The organism is Nocardiopsis sp. NPDC006938 (assembly GCF_042869555.1).
Lineage (GTDB): Bacteria > Actinomycetota > Actinomycetes > Streptosporangiales > Streptosporangiaceae > Nocardiopsis.
In genome coordinates, this window is record NZ_JBIAGA010000001.1 from 614,155 (window position 1) to 634,912 (window position 20,758).

Sequence of the window (20,758 nt, forward strand, 5' to 3'; positions counted from 1 at the left end):
TCGGTTCACTTCGCGGCACCGGGGCGCCGGGGGTGGTGGGGACTGGGGATCGTGGGGGCCGCGCGGCCGGACGGGGAGGAGGGCGGGCTCAGTCCGCCAGGGTCTCGTCGATGAGGGCGAAGAGCTCCTCCCGCGACGCGGAGTCGAGGTCGGCCCCGTCGGTCTTCCCGCCGAGGCTCCCCGGTGCGTCCGGCTCCAGCCTCCCCAGCAGGGCGCGGAGCCGCTCCGCCACGCGGGAGCCGTCGGCGCCCTCGTACTCGTCGAGCGCGGCGGCGAGCCCGTCGAGGCGCTCCAGGACGACCTCCTCCGCGCTGCCGAAGACCCGCTCCTCCACGTGGCGCGCCAGCGCGGAGCAGGTGGGGTGGTCGAAGGCGACCGCCGGGGGCAGGCGGACCCCGGTGAGAGCGGTGAGCCGGTTGCGCAGCTCCACGGCGGTGACCGAGTCCATGCCCAGGTCCTTCAGGCCCCGGTCGGCCGGGACCGCGTCGCCGGAGTCGTATCCGAGGATGGCCGCCACGTGCTCGCTCACGTGACCGGTGAGGACGCGCACGCGTTCGGCGCGCCCCGCCCCGGACAGGCGCGATCGCAGACCCGCGCCGCCCTCGCGTGGCTCGGTGCCGGTCACGGCCCCCTCAGCGGGACCGGTGCGGCCCCCGTTCCCGGCGGAGCCGGTCACGCCGAGGTCGCCGACCAGCGGGCTGGGCCGGTTCGCGGTGAAGGCCACCCGGAAACGCGGCCAGTCGACGTCGGCGACGGCCAGCGCCGTGAGGTCGTGGTCCAGGACGCGGCCCAGACCGGCCAGTGCCAGCTCGGGCTTCATCGTGGGCAGTCCGTGGCGGCGCAGCAGCCCGGCCACCGCCTCGCGTCCGGCCATCCCGGCGCCCTCCCAGGCGCCCCAGGCGATCGAGGTCGCGGTCAGGCCCAGCGACCTGCGGTGATGGGCGAGGGACTCGCAGAAGACGTTGCCGGGGGCGTAGTTGCCCTGGCCGGTGACGCCGAACACCGCCCCGACCGACGAGAACAGCACGAACGCCGACAGGTCCAGGTCGCGGGTGAGCTCGTGCAGATGCACGGCTCCGTCGGCCTTGGCGCGCAGGGCGCGGGCCAGGGCCTCCGGGGCGAGGTCGGCCACGGGCGCGTCGTCCAGGTGGGCCGCCGTGTGGAAGACCGCCGTCAGGGGCAGGTCCGAGGGCACCTCGGACAGCGTCTCGCGGAGCTGGTCGCGGTCACCGACGTCACGGGCGACCAGTGTGACGCGGGCGCCCAGGGCGCGAAGCTCGTCGACGAGTTCCGTGGCGCCGGGGGCCTCGGGGCCGCGACGGCTGACCAGGAGCAGGTGCGGCGCGCCCCGCTCGGCGAGCCAGCGCGCGGTGTGCGCGCCGAGTCCACCGGTTCCTCCGGTGACCAGCACGGTGCCCGAGGGCCGCCAGTCGCGGGGGCCGTCGTCGGGGACGCGGACGCGGACGAGGCGTCGGGCCAGCACCGTGGTTCCGTGGATCGCGAGTTGGTCCTCGCCCCGGGCGGACCGGCCGGTCAGGACCGAGGCCAGCGCGGCCCCGGAACCCGGGTCGTCCGGGTCGGGCAGGTCGACCAGCCCTCCCCAGCGGTCGGTGTGCTCCTGGGCCGCCACCCGGCCGAAACCCCACAGCAGGGCTCCGGCAGGGTCGCCCGTACCCGCGCCGCTGTTGACGGCGCCGCTGGTCAGGCACCACAGCGGCGCGTCGGTCCCGGTGTCGACCAGGGCTTGGAGGACGGCCACGGCGTCCCGGTGGGCGGGAGCGGCGGAGGGCGGTCGGACGGGGCCGGGCCCGGTGTCGAGGGAGGTGGCCAGCACGACGCCGGCGACGGGGTCCGCGCCGTCACGGGCGGTGGAGAGCAGCGCGGCCGCTTCCCGCCGTCCCGCGCCGTCCGGCAGGTCGAGCACGCGCGTGCGGTACCCGTGGCGCTCCAGGGCCTCGGCGCACCCCTGGAGGGCGGCCCCGGGCCGGGAGCCGACCAGCAACCAGGTGCTCCGGTCTCGGGAGGCGTCCCCTGGTGCGCCCGGTTCCGATGAGACCGGGAGGGGCACCCACTCCTCGCGATAGGTCCAGGCGTCGCCGGAGGCCCGCGCTGGTGCGTCCCCCGGGCCGTCCTCCCGCCCGGACGGGGCCGGTCCGGGGCCCGGACGCCAGTAGCGCCGACGCTGGAAGGCGTAGGTGGGCAGGGGCACGGGGACGGCGTCCGGGCCCGAGAGCGAGGTCCAGTCCAGGTCCACTCCGTGGGCGTGGGCCTGTCCCAGGGACGTCAGGAACCGGACCGGGCCCCCTTCGTCCCGGCGCAGGGTCGCCAGCGCCACCGCGTCGTCGGCGCCCGCCTCCTCCAGGGTCTCCTGGATCGCGGGCGTCAGCACGGGATGCGGACCGACCTCGACGAACACGTCGTGGCCCGCCTCGACCAGGGCCCGGGTCGCCTCGGCGAAGCGCACCGGTCGGCGCAACCCCTCGAACCAGTAGGCCGCGTCGAGCGGGCGCCCGTCCAGGGCGCCACCGGTGAGGGTGGAGTAGAAGGGGATCATCGGACGTCCGGGGGTGACACCCGACAGTTCGGCCGTGACGCGCTCTTCCAGGACGTCCACCGCGGGGGTGTGCGAGGCGTAGTCGACGGCGATCGCCCTGGTGCGCAGGCCGTCGGCCTCGCACTCCTCGACCACCAGGGCCACCGCGTCGGGCCGACCCGCGATGACGGTGCTCCCGGGACCGTTGGTGGCGGCCACGCCGACCACCCCCTCCCAGGCGGCCAGCCGGTCGCGCAGGTCGGGCTCGGCGGCGGCGACCGAGACCATCGCCCCGGTCCCGGCGAGTTCGAGCACGGCCCCGCTGCGCAGCGCCACCACCTTGGCGGCGTCCTCCAGGCTCAGGGCCCCGGCGATGTGCGCGGCGGCGACCTCCCCCTGGGAGTGCCCGACCACGGCGGCCGGGGTCAGACCGTGTGCCATCCACAGGCGTGCCAGCGCGACCATGACCGCCCAGAGGGCGGGCTGGACGACGTCGGCGCGGTCCAGGGCGGGCGCGCCCGCCCGTCCGCGCAGCACGTCGGTGAGCCGCCACCCCACGTGCGGTTCCAGGGCCCGTTCGCAGGCCTCCACGTGAGAGGCGAACTCCGCGGAGGAGTCCAGCAGCTCCACGGCCATGCCCTCCCACTGACCGCCCTGGCCGGGGAAGACCAGCACGGGGCGCCGGTCCGGACGGGCCCGGCCCGAGGCCGTGGACGCGCCCGGCGTCCCCGCCTCGACGGCGCCCAGCGCGGCCAGGAGCTCCTCACGGTCGCGGCCCACGGCCACGGCACGGTGTTCGAGCGCCGACCGGGTGGTGGCCAACGACAGCCCGACGTCGGCGGGAGCCAGTCCGGGACGCCGCTCCACGTGCTCGCGCAACCTCGCGGCCTGCGCGCCGAGTGCCTCGGGGCTCCGGGCGGACAGCGGCCAGGCCACGGCGCCCGAGACCAGAGCCGGGCGGGAACGGTCGGGCGTCCCCTCGGCCGGAGGGTCCGTCCGCGGCTCGGGCGCCTGCTCCAGGATCAGGTGGGCGTTGGTCCCGCTCATACCGAAGGAGGAGACGGCCGCCCGACGCGGCCGACCCTCGGGTGTCCAGGAACGGGGCTCCTGGAGGAGCCGGACCCCGCCGTCCTCCCAGTCCACGTGGGCGCTGGGCCGGTCCGCGTGCAGCGTGGGGGGCATGACGCCACGGCGCAGCGCCTCGACCGCCTTGACCACGCCCGCCACCCCGGCCGCCGCCTGCGGGTGTCCGATGTTGGACTTGAGGGACCCCAGCCAGAGCGGGTGGTCCCGGTCGCGTCCACGGCCGTAGGCGTCGATCAGTGCCTGGGCCTCGATCGGGTCGCCCAGCGGTGTCCCCGTTCCGTGGGCCTCGACCAGGTCGACCTCCCCCGGTTCCAGACCGGCGTCCGCCAGGGCCCGGCCGATCACGCGAACCTGGGAGGGGCCGTTGGGCGCGGTGAGCCCGTTGGAGGCGCCGTCCTGGTTGACCGCGCCTCCCCTGACCACGGCCAGGACCGGGTGGCCGTTGCGGTGCGCGTCGGACAGGCGCTCCAGAAGGACCATGCCCGCGCCCTCGGAGAAGGCGGCGCCGTCCGCGCCGTCCGCGAAGGCCTTGCAGCGGCCGTCGGGCGCCACCCCGCGCAGGCGGGTGAACTCGGTGAGGGTGCCGGGGCCGGACATGACCGTGGCCCCACCGGCCAGTGCCAGGGAGCAGTCGCCGTCGCGCAGGGCGCGCACGGCCAGGTGGAGGGCGACCAGTGAGGAGGAGCACGCGGTGTCCACGGTCAGCGCCGGACCGACCAGGCCGAGGCAGTAGGAGATACGTCCGGAGGCCACGCTGGCCGACACCCCGGTCAGTGTGACCCCGTCCGACTCCGCGGCGTGTACGGGCGGCCCGTACTCCTGGTGGGCCAGTCCGACGTAGACGCCCGTGTCGCTGCCCGTCAGCGAGGTCGGGGCCAGACCCCCGCGTTCCAGCGTCTCCCACGCCAGTTCGAGCAGCAACCGCTGCTGGGGCTCCATGGCCTCGGCCTCGCGCGGCGAGATGCCGAAGAAGGCCGGGTCGAAGTCGAAGGCGCCCCGCAGGAAGGAGCCCCGGTCCATGGCGACGCGGCGGTCGTCGTCTGACCCGGCCACCAGCCCGGGCAGGTCCCACCCCCGGTCGTCGGGGAGGGGGCCGCGCGCCTCCCGCCCCTGGGAGACCATGTCCCACAGCTGTTCGGGGGTGTCGACCCCGCCGGGCAGACGGCACCCGGTCGCGACGACGGCGATCGGCTCGGGCCCGCCCTCCAGTTCGGCACGGAGGCGCGCGTTCTCCTTCATCGCGGTCCTGAGCGCCGACACCAGGCGTTCGCTGTCACTGCTCAACTCAAGCCTCCTCGTCATACACCGGGGCCCCGCAGGGCGAGGTCCACCAGTTCGTCGACGCCCATCGCGTCGATGGCCTCCCCGTCTCCCCCCGCCTCTGCGGCCCCGCCCGTGCGGTGCTTCCCGGGGCGTTCCCCCGCGGCCTCGGGCCCGGGTGCCAGGAGGACGTCGAGCGAGCGCGCCAGCGCGCGGGGCGTGGGGTGATCGAAGACGGCGGTGGCCGGTACCCGCACCCCCACGGCCGCACTGAGCCGGTTGCGTAGTTCGACGCTGGTGAGCGAGTCCGTTCCCTGCTCGGTGAAGGGCCGGTCGGGGTCCACGCCGGACGGCGACCCGGCCCGGTGGCCCAGGACCACGGCGGTGTGCGCGCGGACCTCCTCCAGCAGGGCTCGGGAGCGTTCGTCGGCGCCCATGGCCGCGAACCTCGCGGCGGGGTCGGTGTCCTCCCCCTCGGCTGCCGCCCCGTGCGGGGAGGCGCCGGACACCACGGCGACCGCGGCCGGGTCGGTTCCGGGGCCCGACAGGAGCCCCCGGAGCACGCTGGCGTCGGCGGCCGGGGAGAGCCACGCCGGTACCGCGTGGACGGGGTTCCGGGCCACGGCGGCGTCGAACAGGTCCAGCGCGGCGTCGGGCCGCATCGGTAGGAGTCCGCTCCGGCCGAGGGCGGCCAGGTCGTCCTCCTCCAGGTGGCCGGTCATGCCGCTGCCACCCGCCCAGAGCCCCCACGACAGCGAGATGGCCGGCAGGCCCGCCTCCCGGCGCAGGTGGGCCAGGACGTCACAGAAGACGTTGGCGGCCGCGTAGTTGGCCTGCCCCGGGTTGCCCAGCACGCCCACCGCCGAGGAGAACACCACGAACGCGGAGAGGTCGTCGGTGAGTTCGTGCAGGTTCCACGCCGCGTCCACCTTCGGCCGCAGCACCGCGTCCAACCGTTCGGGGGTCAGGGAGGCGACGGTGGCGTCGTCGAGCGCGCCCGCCGCGTGCACCACGGACCGCAGCGGACGGTCCTCGGGGATCGCGGCCAGGACCCGGCCGAGGGCCTCCCGGTCGGAGGCGTCGCAGGCCACCACCTCCACGCGGGCGCCGAGCGCCTCCAGCTGCGCGGTGCGCTCCTCCTGACCCGGGGTGTCGGGGCCCCGGCGGCCGAGCAGCAGCAGGTCCCGGACCCCGTACCCGGTGACCAGGTGGCGGGCCACACGGTGGCCGAGGCCCCCGGTGCCGCCCGTGACCAGCACGGTGCCCTCCCGGGGGAAGGGGGCGGGGACGCGCAGGACCAGCTTGCCGACGGTCTCGCCGCGCTGGAGGGCGCGGAAGGCCGACTGGGCGTCGCCCACGTCGTACACGGTGAGCGGCGGGAGGGTGAGGGCGCCCTCCTCGAACAACTCCACCACCCGGGCGAGCATCTGCCCGACACGGTCGGCGTCCACGTGGGGCAGGCTGAACGCCTCGTAGTGGCAGCCGGGGTGCCGCTCGGCCACCCCGGCGGCGGCGCGCACGTCGGTCTTGCCCATCTCCACGAACCGGCCGCCCGGCCCCCTGCCGTCCCTGGGCGAGCGCAGCAGGCGCAACGAGGCGTCCACGAACTCACCGGAGAGCGAGTTGAGGACCACGTCCACGCCCCGGCCGTCGTTGGCCTCGCGCAGTCGGTTCTCGAACTCCAGCGTGCGGGAGGAGGCCAGCTGGTCCGGGGCCAGCCCGTACGCGGCCAGTCCGGGCCACTTGTGCGGGCTCGCGGTACCGAACACCCGGGCCCCCATGTGGCGGGCGAGCTGCACGGCGGCCGTCCCCACGCCTCCGGCGGCCGCGTGCACGAGCACGCTCTCGCCAGGGCGCACGGCGGCCAGGTCCACCAGCCCGTGGTAGGCGCTGAGGAACGCCACCGGGACCGCGGCGGCCTGCTCGAAGGTCCAGCCTCCGGGCACGTGGGCCAACCGCTGTCGGTCCGCCACGGCGAAGGGACCGAAGGCGCCGTCGAACATGCCGAACACCCGGTCACCGGGGGCCAGGTCCGTGACGTCCGCACCGGTCTCCAGCACCACCCCGGCGCCCTCGATACCGACGCCGACACCGTCGTCGACCACGCCCAGCGCCGTGACCACGTCGTGGAAGTTCAGCCCGGCGGCCCGGACGGAGAGGCGCACCTCGGAACGGCCCAGAGGGGCCCCGGCCGCGCCGGAGGGCACCGCCTCCAAGGAGTCCAGGGAGCCCGGGCTCCGGGTGTCCGCGCGCCACAGGCGTCCGGCGGGCGCCAGGGGCCCCTCCTCGCCGTCGGCGGTCCTGCGCAGCCGGGGCACCAGCACCTCACCCGAACGCAGGGCGACCTGTGGTTCGTCGAGTGCCAGCGCCACCGACAACACCCGGTGGGACTCCTCAGCCCCGTCGGAGTCCAGCAGGACGAGGCGTCCCGGGTGCTCGCGCTGCGCGGTGCGCAGCAGGCCCCAGACCGCGCTGGCCGCGATACCGGGCAGCGCCTCGCCGGGTGTGGCGGGGACCGCCCGCCAGGTGATCAGGGCGAGGCGGGAGTCGGCGGTGCGCTCGTCGGCCAGCCATGCGCGGACCGACTCCAGGGCCGACTCCAGCCCCCGCCGGACCGCGTCGGGAAGCGTGCCGCCGTCCGCGTAGACCACGGACGCGGGCAGTTCGACGCAGACCAGCCCCGGCACGGGGGCCTCGGGGTCCAGGTCCTCGAAGGCCGGCAGGGGGGCCGGGCACGGGTCGGTCCCGTCGGCACCCGGCGGGGTCACCCGCTCCCACACGAGTTCGTGGAGTTCGGGAACCTCCCCCGGCTCGGGATCAGGGAGCGTGTCGGCTCCCAGCGGCCGCAGGGTCAGCTCGTCCACGGTCCACAGGACCGAGCCGCCGGTGTCGGTGGCCAGGACCCGGTAGCGGTCCCCGCCCAACGGGGTGATCCGGGCCCGCAGGCCTCCCGGAGCCGCCGCGCCGCCGCTGGGGGTCACACGGACCCCGCTCCAGGCGAACGGCACCGCGGTGCCCTCGCGGCCGCCCGCGCCCCCCGGCAGCACCGCGTGCAGCACGGCGTCCGACAGGGCCGGGTGCAGGCCGTGGAAGGGGGCCGCCGAGCCGGCGGTACCGGGTAGTCCGGCTTCGAGGAAGTACTCCCCGCCGTGTTCCCACACCGACGTCAGCCCCTGGAAAGCGGGGCCGTAGTCGTAGCCCAGACCCCGAAGGCCCGGGTAGTCGACCGGGACCCGTACCGCGCCGGGGGGCGCGACGGTGTCGGCACCAGTGCCGTCCTCCGTTCCTTCGGTCCCCTCCTGGGAGCGGACCACGGAACCGCTGGCGTAGCGTATCCAGGGTGCCTCGTCCGCTCCCTCGCGGCGCGCGTACACGTTGACCCGGCGCGGCCCCCCGGCCTCCCGTGCGCCGACCATGACCTGGAGTTGGGCCGTACCGGCCCGGCCCAGCGTCAGGGGAGCCTCCAGTACGAGGTCGGACACCGTGTCCGCTCCGACCGACGCGGCCGCCTCGGCGACCAGGTCCACCACGGCGGTACCGGGGAGCATGACGCGGCCCAGCACCCGGTGGTCGCCCGCCCAGGGGTGGTCCGCCACGGCGACCCGGCCCTGGAACACCGCGCCGCCGTCGGCGAGGCTCAACCCCTCGCCCAGCAGGCGCTGGGCCGTTCGCGGTTCCGCGCTCCGGGGCGCTTGCGGTGTCAACCAGTGCCGGGTCCGCTCGAAGGGGTCGTCGGGCACGGTGACCGGGGCGCCCTCGTCGGCGACCCCCTCCAACACCACGTGGGCGTTGGTACCGCTGATGCCGAAGGAGGACACCGCCGCGCGCCGGGGGCGCCCGGTGTCGGGCCAGGGCGTCTCCTCGGCCAGCAGTCGTACCCCGCTGTCGTCCCATTCCACCCGGTCCGTGGGGCGCTCCACGTGCAGGGTCCGGGGCAGGCGGCCGTGGCGCAGCGCCTCCACGGTCTTGATCACGCCCGCGACGCCGGCCGCCGCCTGTGCGTGGCCGATGTTGGACTTGAGCGAACCCAGCAGGAGGTCGTGCTCGCGGTCGCCCCCGTACACGGACATCAGGGCACGGGCCTCGACCGGGTCGCCGAGGCGGGTGCCCGTTCCGTGCGCCTCGACCGCGTCGACCTCGTGCGGGGCGAGGTCGGCGGAGGCCAGGGCCTGGCGGATCACGCGTTCCTGGGCCTGCGGGTTGGGTGCGGTCAGGCCGTTGGAGGCCCCGTCGGAGTTGACCGCGCTGCCGCGCAGCAGGGCCAGCACGGGACGACCGTTGCGGCGGGCCTGGGAGACCCGTTCGAGCAGGAGGACGCCGGCGCCCTCGGCCCACGCCGTGCCCTCGGCCCCGGCTCCGAACGCGCGGCAGCGCCCGTCGGCGGACAGGCCGCGCTGGGCGGAGAACTCCAGGAACATGCCGGGGGTGGCCATGACGGTCGCGCCCCCCGCCAGCGCCATCGAGCACTCGCCCCGGCGCAGCGCCGCGGCGGCCTGGTGCAGCGCCACGAGCGAACCGGAGCAGGCGGTGTCGATGGTGAGCGCGGGGCCGTGCAGACCGAGAACGTAGGCGATGCGCCCGGAGGCGACGCTCAGGGTGCTCCCGGTGAGCCGGTATCCGCCGTCGGCACTGCTGGAGGGGTCGGCCAGGCGCGCGCCGTACTCGGTCGGCATCGCTCCGACGAACACGCCCACCTGCTCGCCGCGCAGGCTGGCGGGGTCGATCCCGGCCCGCTGGATCGCCTCCCAGGAGGTCTCCAGCAGCAGACGCTGCTGCGGGTCCATGGCATCGGCCTCGCGGGGGCTGATGCCGAAGAAGCCGGGGTCGAAGAGGTCGGCGTCGTAGAGGAAGCCTCCGTGTCGCGTGTAGGTGCGTCCGGGGGTGCCGGGCTCCGGGTCGTACAGGGCGTCCAGGTCCCACCCCCGGTTCTCCGGGAAGGCCCCGATGGCGTCGGTCCCGTCCTGTACGAGCCGCCACAGCCGTTCCGGGGAGCGCGCCCCGCCCGGCAGTCGGCAGGCCATCGCGGTGATGGCGATCGGGTCGTCGTCGGCGACCGCCCCGGAGGGCGGCGTGGAGACGGCCCCGCGCGACGCGGCGGCGGGCCGCTCCGCCGTGACCGGCTCCCCACCCAGTTCCCCGGCGACGTGCCCGGCGAGGGCCGCGGGGGTGGGGAGCTCGAACAGGACGGCGTCCTCCAGCCGGACCCCGGTCTCGTCCTCCACCAGGTCGGCCAGTTCGAGCAGCATGATGGAGTCGAAGCCGAGGTCCCGGAAGGCCCTTCGTTCGTCTGCGGGGTCCAGAGCGTCCCGTTCGAGCACCCGCGCGCACAGGGCCGCGACCAGCCCGGTGGTCTCCCCGGCTCGTTCCGCCTCCGAGGCGTGGGGGGCCGGGAGCGCGGTCGGCGCCCCGGCGACCGGCGCCGCCGGGGCCGTCTCCGGCCAGAACCGGGTCCGCTGGAAAGGATAGGTGGGAAGGTCGATCCGGTGCGCGCCCGAACCGCGGAACAGACTCCCCCAGTCGACGTCGAGCCCCGAGGTGAAGGCCTGTGCGGCGGCGGTCAACAGCTGCGCCACGTCCCCGTGGTCCCGGCGCAGCGTGGCCAGGACCGAGCCGCGCACCCCCTGTGCGGCGAGCACGCCCTCGACACCGTGGTGCAGCACCGGGTGCGGGCCGACCTCGAGGAAGGTGGTGTGCCCGTCCGCGACGGCGCCCGCCACCGTCTCGGCGAACAGGACCGGATTGCGCAGGCCCTCGTACCAGTACCGGCCGTCCATGGGCGGCCCGTCCTCGCCGAGCCCGCCGCCGGTCAGCGTCGACAGCACCGGGACGCGGGCCGGGCGGGGGGTGACGTCAGCCAGCTGTTCGAGCAGGGGCTCGCGCACCCGTTCGACGTGGGCCGAGTGCGAGGCGTAGTCGACGTCCACGAGGGCCGCGTGCGCTCCCGCGTCCACGCAGTGGTCCACGGCGGCGCGCACCGACGCGGGGGCACCCGAGACCACCACGGACTCCGGACCGTTGACGGCGGCCAGGTGCAGGTCGGGCAGGGCCTCGGCGAGTTCCCGGGCCCGCTCGGGACCGACCCCGAGCGAGGCCATCGCCCCGCTGCCGCCGAGCGCCGTGAGCGCCTGGCTGCGCAACGCCACGACCTTGGCCGCGTCCTCCAGGGTCAACACACCGGCCACGTGGGCCGCCGCGATCTCGCCCTGGGAGTGGCCGATCACGGCGGCCGGGCGCACGCCCATGGCCTCCCACACCCGGGCCAGGGCCACCATGACCGCCCACAGGACCGGCTGCACGACGTCCACACGGGAGTCGGGGCCCACGTAACGGGCGGCGCCGGGCTCCCCCCGCAGCACCCGGGTCAGGGACCAGTCCACGTACGGGTCCAGGGCCCGCTCGCACTCACGCAGCCGTCGGCCGAAGAGCCGGGCCAGGCGGCCGTCACCGTCCAGGAGCGCGCGGGCCATGCCCGCCCACTGCCCGCCCTGCCCGGGGAAGACCAGGACGGGGCCCCGGCCGTCGCGCGTCGTCACCGGGGTGCCGGAGGGGCGGATCGACTCCAGTTCGCGGGTGCCGCTGCCGCCCGGCGCCAGGATGACGGCGCGGTGGTCCATGACCGTGCGGGTGGTGGCCAGCGAGTACCCCACGTCCTCAGGGCGCAGGCCGGGCCGCTTGGACACGAAGGAGTGCAGCACCGAGGCCTGCGCGCGCAGGGCGTCGTCCGAGCCCGCCGAGAGGACCCACGGCACCGGGTCCAGTGCCCCCTCTCCGGGGGACTGCTGGGAGGTGTCGGGCGAGCGCCGGGGCGGTGGGGCGAGCACCAGGTGGCAGTTGGTACCGCCCATGCCGAAGGAGGACACCCCGGCCAGGGGGGCGTCGGTCGGCCAGGGCTCCCTCGCGGTCTGCGGGAGCAGCCCGAGCCCCTCCAGGTCGATCTCGGGGTGGGGGGTGGAGAAGTTCCGGGTGGGGGGCAGCAGCCCGTGGGAGAGGCTGAGCACCACCTTGAGCAGGCCGACGATGCCGGCCGCGCCCTCCAGGTGCCCGACGTTGGTCTTGGCCGAGCCGACGCGCAGGACTCCGGGGCGACCGGCGAAGACCGAGCCGAGGGCGGCCGCCTCGACCGGGTCGCCCGCCGGGGTGCCGGTCCCGTGCAGTTCCACGTAGCCCACGTGGGCGGGGTCGATCCCCGCCCGGCGGTGCGCCGTGCGCACGACCTCGGCCTGGCCCTCGGGTTCGGGCCGGGCGAGGAAGGCGGTGGGGCCGGAGTTGTTGACGGCCCCGCCGGACAGCACCGCGTGGACGTGGTCGCCGTCGGCCAGCGCGCGGTCGAGCGGCTTGAGGACGAGCACGACCCCGCCCTCGCCCCTGACGTAACCGTTGGCGCGGGCGTCGAGGGTGTAGCAGTGGGCGTCGGGCGACAGACCGCCGAACTGGGCCACGTGCTCGGTGCTGTGGGGTTGGAGGATGAGGTTGACCCCGCCCGCCAGGGCGAGGTCGCAGGCGCCGTCGCGCAGACTCTCCATGGCGGCGTGCACGCCGACCAGGGACGAGGACTGGCCGCTGTCCACAGTCATACTGGGGCCGCGCAGACCGAGCGTGTAGGACACGCGGTTGGCGATCATGCCGCGTTGGCCACCGGTGAGGCTGTGGTGCGTGGCGGGAAGGTCGCGCAGCAAAAGCGCGTAGTCGGAGGCGATCGCGCCGGTGAAGACGCCGGTCCGGGTGCCGCGCAGGCTGTCGGGCGCGGTGCGCGCGTTCTCGACCGCCTCCCAGCTCAGTTCGAGCATCAGCCGCTGCTGGGGGTCCATGGCCACGGCCTCGCGCGGCGAGACGCCGAAGAAGGCGGCGTCGAAGTCCTCGGCGCGGTCCAGGTAGCCGCCCCAGTTGCGGTCCCGCTCGGGGGAGCTCCATCCGAGGCGCTCGGGCGGCGGGGTGATGGCCTCACGGCCCTCGCACAGCAGTCGCCAGAAGGATTCCGGGTTGGAGGCCCCGGGGAGGCGGCAGGCCATCCCCACGACCGCAACGGGCGGACGGGCGACGTCACCGTTGTCAGGGTCCCTGGTCATCGCGTTCCTCCGGTCGAACTCGACGTCCTCGCCCCGAACGGGTCACGGCCCGGGGCATGTCACGGGGCCGGCTTGCGGTTCTCGTGAAGGTGCACGCGCACCGCCCGAGCCGCGAGGTGCGAGGCGGTGGTGACAGGCACGAGGCCCCTCCGCGGCTACCCAGTGTGCCTCCGGGGCGCCGAGCGGCGGGGCGGACAAGCCGCACACGACTCCATTCTCACGTGGAGCGCAGGTGCCGCATATGCGCTTTCACGCCTTATGCAGAGTGGATCGTATCCGCGATTCAGGACACATGACAACGGATCACTTGTTTTCGGTCATTAGATGACGCCCATTCAGAGCGCAACAGAACCCCCTTTTTCTCCACATTGTTACCAAAAGGAAATGCCCGATGTCCGGAGACATCGGGCAGGGGTGCGGCGGTGCGATCGGCGGTCAGTCTCCGTGCCGAGCCCGGACCTCCGCGACGTACTTCATGGCCTCCTCGGGGTCCAGAAGCCAGTTGGCGTAGTCAGGCGGGTAGTCCCACCCGCGAATCCAACGGTCCGCGATCTCGGGGTAGCGCTGAGCCCCCGCGATGAGGTCGTTGAAGTACTCGGGCATGTCACCCCGATCCCAGATCGTGGAATTGATCTCGGACCACAGCTGGTTGTGCAGACCGAATTCCCAGAAGCGGTCGAACATGCTGACCAGGAAGCTCTCGTCGAACTCCCGGTCCCCGTGCTCCATGATCGCCTCGAGATAGGCCTTCGCGCAGTGCATGGAGTTGTTCCAGCTCTGACCGACGTAGGGGTCCATCGTGACGACCACGTCCGCCATCCCCAGGACCTTGCCCCCGGACGGCAGGACTCCGACGGGGTTGCGCACCTGCGGCGTGACCTCGTCGGTGAGGGTGCTGCCGTAGCCGTCCACCAGCGCCGCGTCCTTGACGCGCTCGTAGTACTCCGGCGCGTAGCGGCGCAACAGGTCCTTCATCCGGCGCAGCTGCTCCTCCGGACCCGGCCGGTCCGGCCACGCGTCCATGGGGCCGCCCCGCTTGTCGACCATCACCAGAGCGTGGCAGGGGCCCTCCTGGCTCAGGATCGGCATGAGGATGGTGTTCCCGGCCTCGGCCGCCGAGGCCGCCCACCCGACGTTGACGTCGTCCTTGGAGTCCGGCCAGACGTCGTAGACCAGCGCCTGGGCCATCGACCGGGGACGGGCCCCGCTGAACCTGCTCTCGTCGTAGTCGAAGAGCTGACCCAGCTCCCCGTGTCCCACGGCGACGATGATGAGGTCGAACATCCGGGAGAAGTAGTCGAGGTCGGTCACGGTGACGCCGTGGATGACGACCTTGCCCCCGCGGTCCTCGAAGAACTCCAGCCAGTCGGCCATCTTCACCCGGCGGTCCACAGACACCATGTAGTCGTTGTTCAGGCCCGTGCGCCCGGCGAACGACAGGGTCGGCTGCCCCGAGCCCGGGTAGAGGTGGATGCGCTGGTTGCGGACCTGCGGGCAGAGCACGCTCCACAGGTCGAGGTCGTACTCGCGCTCGTGGCTCAGCGACGTGGGGAGGGTGAACTGCGTGACCGAGGACCGCCCCGTCCGGATCTCCGTCGAGGACTGCCCCGTGATCACCGTGACGTCGTAGCCATGGGTCAGGAGACCGTGGGCCAAGTGCAGGCCGGCGTGGCCAGCGCCGACGATAAGGATCTTGCGCATTGTGTCGCTAACTTTCCTGGGAATCTACGGGGCCGCGGGGGAGGATCGGCCAGAGGGAGTCCGAACGCCCCCACCCGTCAGGCGACGGGCTCGCTCGCTCGGTTGTGCTCCAGCGCGTACCGCAACAGGGTCTTGAGCACGTCGCCGCCGGACGTCCTGTGCCGCGCGTCGAAGTCGATGATGGGAACCTCCGGACTGACCTCCAGCGCCTCGCGGACCTGCTCGGCGGTGTAGTCGAGTCGGCCCTCGAACTTGTTGAGCGCGACGATGTAGGGAATCCGCTTGTTCGTCTCGAAGTAGTCGACCGCGTCGAAGGAGTCCGCGAGCCTTCGGCAGTCGACCACGACGACGGCACCCACGGCGCCGCGGACCAGATCGTCCCACATGAACCAGAACCGGGCCTGCCCCGGCGTACCGAACATGTACATGACCAGTTCGTCGTCGATGGTGATGCGGCCGAAGTCCATCGCGACGGTGGTCGTCGTCTTGTCGGGTGTGACCGAGGTGTCGTCGTGCCCGACACTGGCCTCGGTCATGATCGCTTCAGTCGTGACCGGCGGAATCTCCGACACCGAGCGCACCAAGGTCGTCTTGCCGGCACCGAAGCCACCGGCGATGACGATCTTGCTCGACATCTTCTTGCGATTCGACCTGTTGTCACTGGAAAAGTCGTTCGAGACCACGAAGAGCCCTCTCCAGAACCTGGTTTTCGGACGGACTGCTACCGGTGATGGTCGGGTGAATGTACACCAGGTCCTGCTCGGCCAGGTCACTGACCAGGACCTGGGTCACACCCAGGGGGATGTTCAACTCGGCCGACACCTCGGCGAGAGACCGCGTCTCCCGGCACAGTTTGTAGATACTGATCGACTCCGGCATGAGGGTGCCAGGAGGTTCCTGCCCGGGCTCGGACGTCGAGACCAGGGTCTGCACCATCAGCGGATGCCGTGACCGCGTCCGCCCACCCGTGAAGGTGAACGGGCGAACACGGTTACTCCTTCGCCTGCGGAAGCTCATAGCCGCGGCAACCTCATTCCTGCCGAACCGTTACGGGTCACCGTCGTCAGTTCTGGATGACCTCGCGCAGCTGCGAGCGCAGCTGCGGAGTGAGCACGTGGGCGACGTTGTCCACGAGCTTGGCCATCTGGAAACCGACGATCTTCAGCTCCGTACCCGGCGCGGTGAGCACCGCCATGCAGGAACCGTCGCTGATGGCCATGATGAACAGGTGTCCGTGGTTGAAACGGACCAGGAGCTGCTCGCACTCCCCCCTCTGGAACAGGCTGGCGCCCCCGACCGCGAGGCTGTGCAGACCGCTCGCGATGGCCGCGAGCTGTTCGGCGTGGACCTCGGGGAAGTCGCTGGAGTGCGTCAGGACCAGGCCGTCGGAGGAGACCACCACGGCGTGCTCGACACCGCGCACGTCCCGGACGAACCGGTCGATGAGCCACGAGAAGTTCTCAACGCTGTCGTTCGTGGATTCAGTCATGGTTGTGCTCTACCTGCCTCGGCCGAAGGTCGTGTTCGCTGGGGGTCTGGGGTCTGGGGCCCGTGCGCAACACACGGGCCCCCGTGTGTGAGGTCATTCCTTGCCGTCCTCGAGCTCTTCGCCGTCGAGCGCGGCGCGCTCACCGTCGAGGAAGTCGCCGATCTCGTCGCGGATCTGTTCCGCGCGGGCCTCGCCGGTGAGACGGGCAGGGGTGTCCTCCCGGCCCTTCGGCGGCGGCGGCGGGTTGTCCGACAGCGCGTCGGGATGCGGCAGCATCCGCAGCGGCGAACCGTGCGGGGTGGCGCTGCGCCGGGGCAGGCCCGCGGCCGTGACGGCCGAGGTCCCTCCCACGGGAGGCTTCGGCGCTGCCTTGGGCCCGCTGGGGCCGTTGCCCGCGGAACCCTTGCCCGAGGAGCCGTTGGCGGACTGCTGCGGAATCGGTCCGGTCGAGGTCACGGCGGGGCTCGCGCTCGGAATCGTGGCGGTACTGGACTGTCCGGGGGTCCGGGGGGTGGCCACCCGCAGGAGCTCCTTGGGGACGATGGTGTAGGCGCTGACCCCCCGGAAGGAGCGCGACTCCAGCCTGGTCTCCAGGTTGTGCTTCTCGGCGATGCGGCTGGCGACGTACAGGCCCATGTGCTTGGGCACCTCGTCGTCCAGGACCGGTTCGCCGTCCAGACGGCTGTTGAGCTCGGCCAGCTGGGACTCGGGGATGCCCACGCCCTCGTCCTCGACGACGATCATGAGGCGGCCGTCGTCCAGCTCGCGGGCACTGATCACGACCTGCGAGTGCTCCGGCGAGTTGGCGGTGGCGTTGTCGAGCAGCTCGGCCAGGAGGTGGCTGATGTCGTCGGCGGCCAGACCGGTGATGGAGGTCTGCGGGATCTTGCCCAGGCTGACCCTGGGGTAGTCCTTGATCTCCGAGGTCGCGGCGCGCGCGACGTCCAACAGCGGGACGATCTCGTCGTGGGCGTCGGACTCGCCGCCGTCGTGCCCCGTCAGCACCAGGAAGTTCTCCCCGTTGCGTCGCATACGGGTCGCGAAGTTGTCGATCTGGAAGAGCTTGTCGAGCAGGTCCGGGTCCTGGGCGCTGGTCTCCAGCGACTCCACCATCTCCAGCAGGGCGTCGACCAGGGAGAGGTCGCGCATGGCCAGACCCGCCAGCGCCTCGTTGAGGAGGTCGTCCTGGGGGGCCGTCTGGTCGGCGGCGGGTGTCGCGACCTCCGTGGCGTCGGCCGCGACCGGCGCCACGGGGGCGCTCTCCTCGACGCGGTCCCGGACGGGCGCGGGCGCCGGGTCGGCCTCCGCCTCCGGTGCGGCCCCGCCGTCGGTCTCGGAGTCGGTTCCGGGCTCGGAGCGGGTGAGCGCGCGGTCCTGGCCCAGCTCCGGAGCGACGGTGGGCTCGGCGCGCTCGGACAGGAGCGTGGCGGCCGACTCGGCGGTGACCACCTGGGGCTGCTGTCCGGCGGCGAGCACGATGACGTGCTGGACCGGCTGCCCGTAGGGGCTCAGCTGACCGTAGGGCGGGAACTGACCGGGGTAGACCACCGGCTGGCCCGGGAGGACGTAGCCGGGCGGCTGGTAGGGCAGCGGGTAGGCGCTCTGGTAGGGCAGCGGCGGGTAGGCCGGGTAGTGCGACGCGGGCGGCTGCGGGGCGTACCCGGGGTAGTGCGCGGGGCCCTGGGCCTCGTGCGGCGGACGCGGGTAGGCGTGCGGGGCGGGCTCGGGGCGGGCGTAGCCGTGTCCCGGGTAGCCGTGGCCCTGCTCGGGGTAGCCCGCGTTCTCGGGGTAGCCGCCGTGATCGCGGCGGGGCCGCGCCTCGGGGTGACCGTACGGCTCCGGGTGGGCCGGGGCGGTCCGCTGGTTCCACTCGCCCGGGTGGCCGTTGCGCTCCTGGTGCGCGAGGTGACCGCCGTAGGGAGCCTGGGACTCCTGCCCGGCCGGACGGTACTCCCGGCCCGGCTCGGCACTCTGGGCGGGGGCCGGGTAGCGCTGCTCGTGGGGCGCGGGCGCCGGAGGCGCGGCGGGTTCGGCCGCGGCCCGGTACGGGTCGGCGCGGGGTCCGGTGTACCGGGTGTCGGCGGCCTCGGGCACGCTCGGTTCGGCCCTGGACGGTTCGGTCCTGGCCGCCTCGTGGGCGCTGTGGGCGCCCGTGGTGTGCCGTGTGGCGCCCGCCGGGTCGTGGGCCGCCTGGGCCGTGGGTGGCACGGGGGCCTGGGGCCGCTCCGCGCGCTCGGAAGGTGTGGGGCTGTCGGTCATGGTGTCCGTGGTGGCGGGGATGTGTGGGCTGCGCGGCTCGGGCTCGTTGAGGCCGACGCCGCGCCACTGGCCGACCGGGTTGGCCCCGGTGTCGACGTCGTCGATCTCCAGGCTCCGGGTCGTGTAGGGGTTGGGGACGCTCACCCGGGAGGTGGGACGGTAACCGTTCTCGGCGGACGCGGAGAAGGGTCCGGTGGGGGGCTCCGTCGCGGCTGTCTCCTCGCCGACCGACGTTCGGTCGGCGTCCTGCGAGTGCGGATGCACGGGCTGATGCACGGGATGTCCTTGCTCGGTCTCCGGTGACGGGGGTTCCTGGGACTTGACCATCCGGGAGATGGCCCGGCGGAACCTTCCTTCGCGCCTGGCTCCACGCCCATCCTCCGTCGACATCATCTTGGCCAGGGAGTGGTCATCGCGATCGTGCGGTGACTGCGCCTGTGCCACAATCTCGTCTCCTCGCATCAGGTGGGCGGATGGCGGTGGCCCCGCACCACCGCCCTGACCAGGGAGGAAATCGCTTCTCAGGCCGTTTCGACCTGGGAGACGACCAGACGTCCCGAACGCCGGGGGGACGTCTCGACGGTTCTGGCGGGAGGGGGCCGCGGAGTGTGTCCGGGGTTCGACCGCGAGCGCGCGTTCCGGTGGACAAGTGTCCACGCTCCGCACAATTCCCGTACTTCCACCGGGAACCGTCGTTCGGTTCGTCAGACTAACAAAGGACGCCCAGCTTGACAGAAGAATCGAAGATCCGCCGAAAGGGCACCGCGCACCACCCGGGTGACGTGCGGAAACACGTCGAAAAACGCCGCCGGAACCACCTCGGAAGGGGTGGATTTGTACACATATGTCTGATTCTTGCCGGGTGTCACCTTCTTGCGACGGCCTTCTCCGGACCCTTCGGCGAGGTCGTCAGTGATCGAACCCCACCTGCCCCGGAACCGCGTTGACCAGCGCGACCATGTTCCCCGGAGGCTGCCTGTTCTCCCTCAGCATCTGGTGCGCCGCGCCGATCTCGTCGAAGGGTACGGTCTTGGTCACACAGGGATCGAGCTGGCCTCCGGCCACCAGGTCGATCACCATGCGGCACTGCGCGGGCGTCGCGAAGTGCGAACCCTGGATGCGCTTGAGGCGCATCCACAGGAAGCGCAGGTCCAGGTCGGCCTGGAACCCCGTGGTCGCCCCGCAGAGCACCACCATCCCCGAGTTGTCGCACAGGTAGAGCGAGGTGGGCAGGGTGTCCGCCCCCGTGTGCTCGAAGACGATCCGGGGCGCCCGCCGCTCCCCCAGCTCCTCCCAGAACTTCCGCCCGAACGCGCGCACCCCGCGCATCCACTCCGCGTAGGCCTGGGTGTCCCCCTCGTCGGGGACCCGCCCCCAGTGGTCGAACTCGGTGCGCAGGATCGTGCCGACGGCTCCGAGCTCCCGGCACACCTCGGCCTTCTCCGGCGTCGAGACCACGGCGATCGGCTTGCCGCCCACCTGGCGGGCGAGCTGGATCGCCGACGTGCCCAGGCCGCCCGCACCGCCCCAGATCAGCACCGGGTCACCCGGGCGCACGATGTTGGGCTCCCAGCCGAAGAGCTGCCGGTAGGAGGTCGCGGCGCTGACGAGGAAGCCCCCCGAGTCCTCCCAGGTCATGTTCTCCGGCTTGCGCAGGCACTGGATGTCCTGCACCAGGGTGAACTGGCCGAAGGAGCCGAAGTTGTTCTCGTACCCCCACACCCGCATGCTGCGGGAGGCGACGGGGTCGCCGCCCATCCGGATGTCGTCGGAGCTCTCGTCCCACTGCCCCGGCGAGAGGATGACGTGGTCGCCCACCTCCACACCGCGCACGCCCTCGCCGACGGCCCAGACCACGCCCGAGCCGTCGGAGCCGCCGATGTGGTAGTCCTCCGTGGCCCCGGCCTTCTCACGCGCGGCGATGACGTCGGCGGGGTGCCCCAGGGCCGCCCAGATGTTGTTGTAGTTGATGCCCGCGGCCATCGTGTAGACGAGGACGTGGCCCGGCCGCAGCTCCGGCACGGGGACGACCTCGCGCGCGAACGCGTCACGGGGCTCGCCGTAGCGCTCGCGGCGGAGGGTGAAGGCGTGCATCCGCGCCGGGACGTGGCCCAGCGGCGGAACCTCGCCGAGGTCGTACAGGTCCTTCAGGTCCTTGGGCATGGTGCGCCAGTCCTTTCCAGGTCCGGGGGCGGGGCGGGCGGGGGTGCGGGCGACGCGGCGCCGGGCCCGCCGGGGGCGGGGAGACGGGTGGGGTCGGGGGTGACGGCGTGTGCGCGTGCGAATGCACGGGAGACTATCCTTCTTCGCCCCGAACGCGCACAAACGGTCCTCCGAAGGGGCAAACGTGCGCATGCCCGTAAT

At 73.4% G+C, this 20,758-nt stretch carries 8 protein-coding genes; all 8 read right to left on the minus strand.

Annotated features, from left to right (window positions below):
• Positions 1–88: 88 nt before the first annotated feature.
• The 8 genes from ACFYL4_RS02600 to ccrA all read right to left on the minus strand — a co-directional run bounded on the left by ACFYL4_RS02600 (position 89) and on the right by ccrA (position 20,557).
• Positions 89–4,903, minus strand: coding sequence for an SDR family NAD(P)-dependent oxidoreductase (locus tag ACFYL4_RS02600; RefSeq protein ID WP_387515853.1), 4,815 nt, complete (start codon positions 4,901–4,903; stop codon positions 89–91).
• Positions 4,904–4,917: 14 nt separating this feature from the next.
• Positions 4,918–12,945 carry an SDR family NAD(P)-dependent oxidoreductase gene (locus ACFYL4_RS02605; protein ID WP_387515854.1) on the minus strand — a complete coding sequence of 2,676 codons (8,028 nt, stop codon included), beginning with the start codon at positions 12,943–12,945 and terminating at the stop codon, positions 4,918–4,920.
• 435 nt (positions 12,946–13,380) lie between these two features.
• Positions 13,381–14,646 (minus strand): styrene monooxygenase/indole monooxygenase family protein, encoded by a 1,266-nt coding sequence (locus ACFYL4_RS02610; RefSeq protein ID WP_387515856.1) that lies wholly within the window; start codon positions 14,644–14,646, stop codon positions 13,381–13,383.
• 77 nt (positions 14,647–14,723) lie between these two features.
• Complete coding sequence (locus tag ACFYL4_RS02615) at positions 14,724–15,281, minus strand: ATP/GTP-binding protein (RefSeq protein WP_049576901.1); 558 nt, start codon at positions 15,279–15,281, stop codon at positions 14,724–14,726.
• A gap of 22 nt (positions 15,282–15,303) precedes the next feature.
• Positions 15,304–15,663 (minus strand): DUF742 domain-containing protein, encoded by a 360-nt coding sequence (locus ACFYL4_RS02620; protein WP_013151545.1) that lies wholly within the window; start codon positions 15,661–15,663, stop codon positions 15,304–15,306.
• A gap of 46 nt (positions 15,664–15,709) precedes the next feature.
• Positions 15,710–16,135: a roadblock/LC7 domain-containing protein gene (locus ACFYL4_RS02625; RefSeq protein WP_017543700.1), complete on the minus strand. Its 426-nt coding sequence runs from the start codon at positions 16,133–16,135 to the stop codon at positions 15,710–15,712.
• A gap of 93 nt (positions 16,136–16,228) precedes the next feature.
• Positions 16,229–18,658 (minus strand): ATP-binding protein, encoded by a 2,430-nt coding sequence (locus tag ACFYL4_RS02630; RefSeq protein WP_387515984.1) that lies wholly within the window; start codon positions 18,656–18,658, stop codon positions 16,229–16,231.
• Positions 18,659–19,303: 645 nt separating this feature from the next.
• Positions 19,304–20,557, minus strand: coding sequence for a crotonyl-CoA carboxylase/reductase (gene ccrA / locus ACFYL4_RS02635; RefSeq protein WP_387515861.1), 1,254 nt, complete (start codon positions 20,555–20,557; stop codon positions 19,304–19,306).
• Between the last annotated feature and the right edge of the window lie 201 nt (positions 20,558–20,758).

What these genes read in the sequence shown, in the direction of transcription:
- ACFYL4_RS02605 (WP_387515854.1), bottom strand. Translation starts at nt 12,945, where the DNA reads ATGACCAGGGACCCTGACAACGGTGACGTCGCCCGTCCGCCCGTTGCG.
- ACFYL4_RS02610 (WP_387515856.1), bottom strand. Translation starts at nt 14,646, where the DNA reads ATGCGCAAGATCCTTATCGTCGGCGCTGGCCACGCCGGCCTGCACTTG.
- ACFYL4_RS02615 (WP_049576901.1), bottom strand. Translation starts at nt 15,281, where the DNA reads ATGTCGAGCAAGATCGTCATCGCCGGTGGCTTCGGTGCCGGCAAGACG.
- ACFYL4_RS02620 (WP_013151545.1), bottom strand. Translation starts at nt 15,663, where the DNA reads ATGAGCTTCCGCAGGCGAAGGAGTAACCGTGTTCGCCCGTTCACCTTC.
- ACFYL4_RS02625 (WP_017543700.1), bottom strand. Translation starts at nt 16,135, where the DNA reads ATGACTGAATCCACGAACGACAGCGTTGAGAACTTCTCGTGGCTCATC.
- ccrA (WP_387515861.1), bottom strand. Translation starts at nt 20,557, where the DNA reads ATGCCCAAGGACCTGAAGGACCTGTACGACCTCGGCGAGGTTCCGCCG.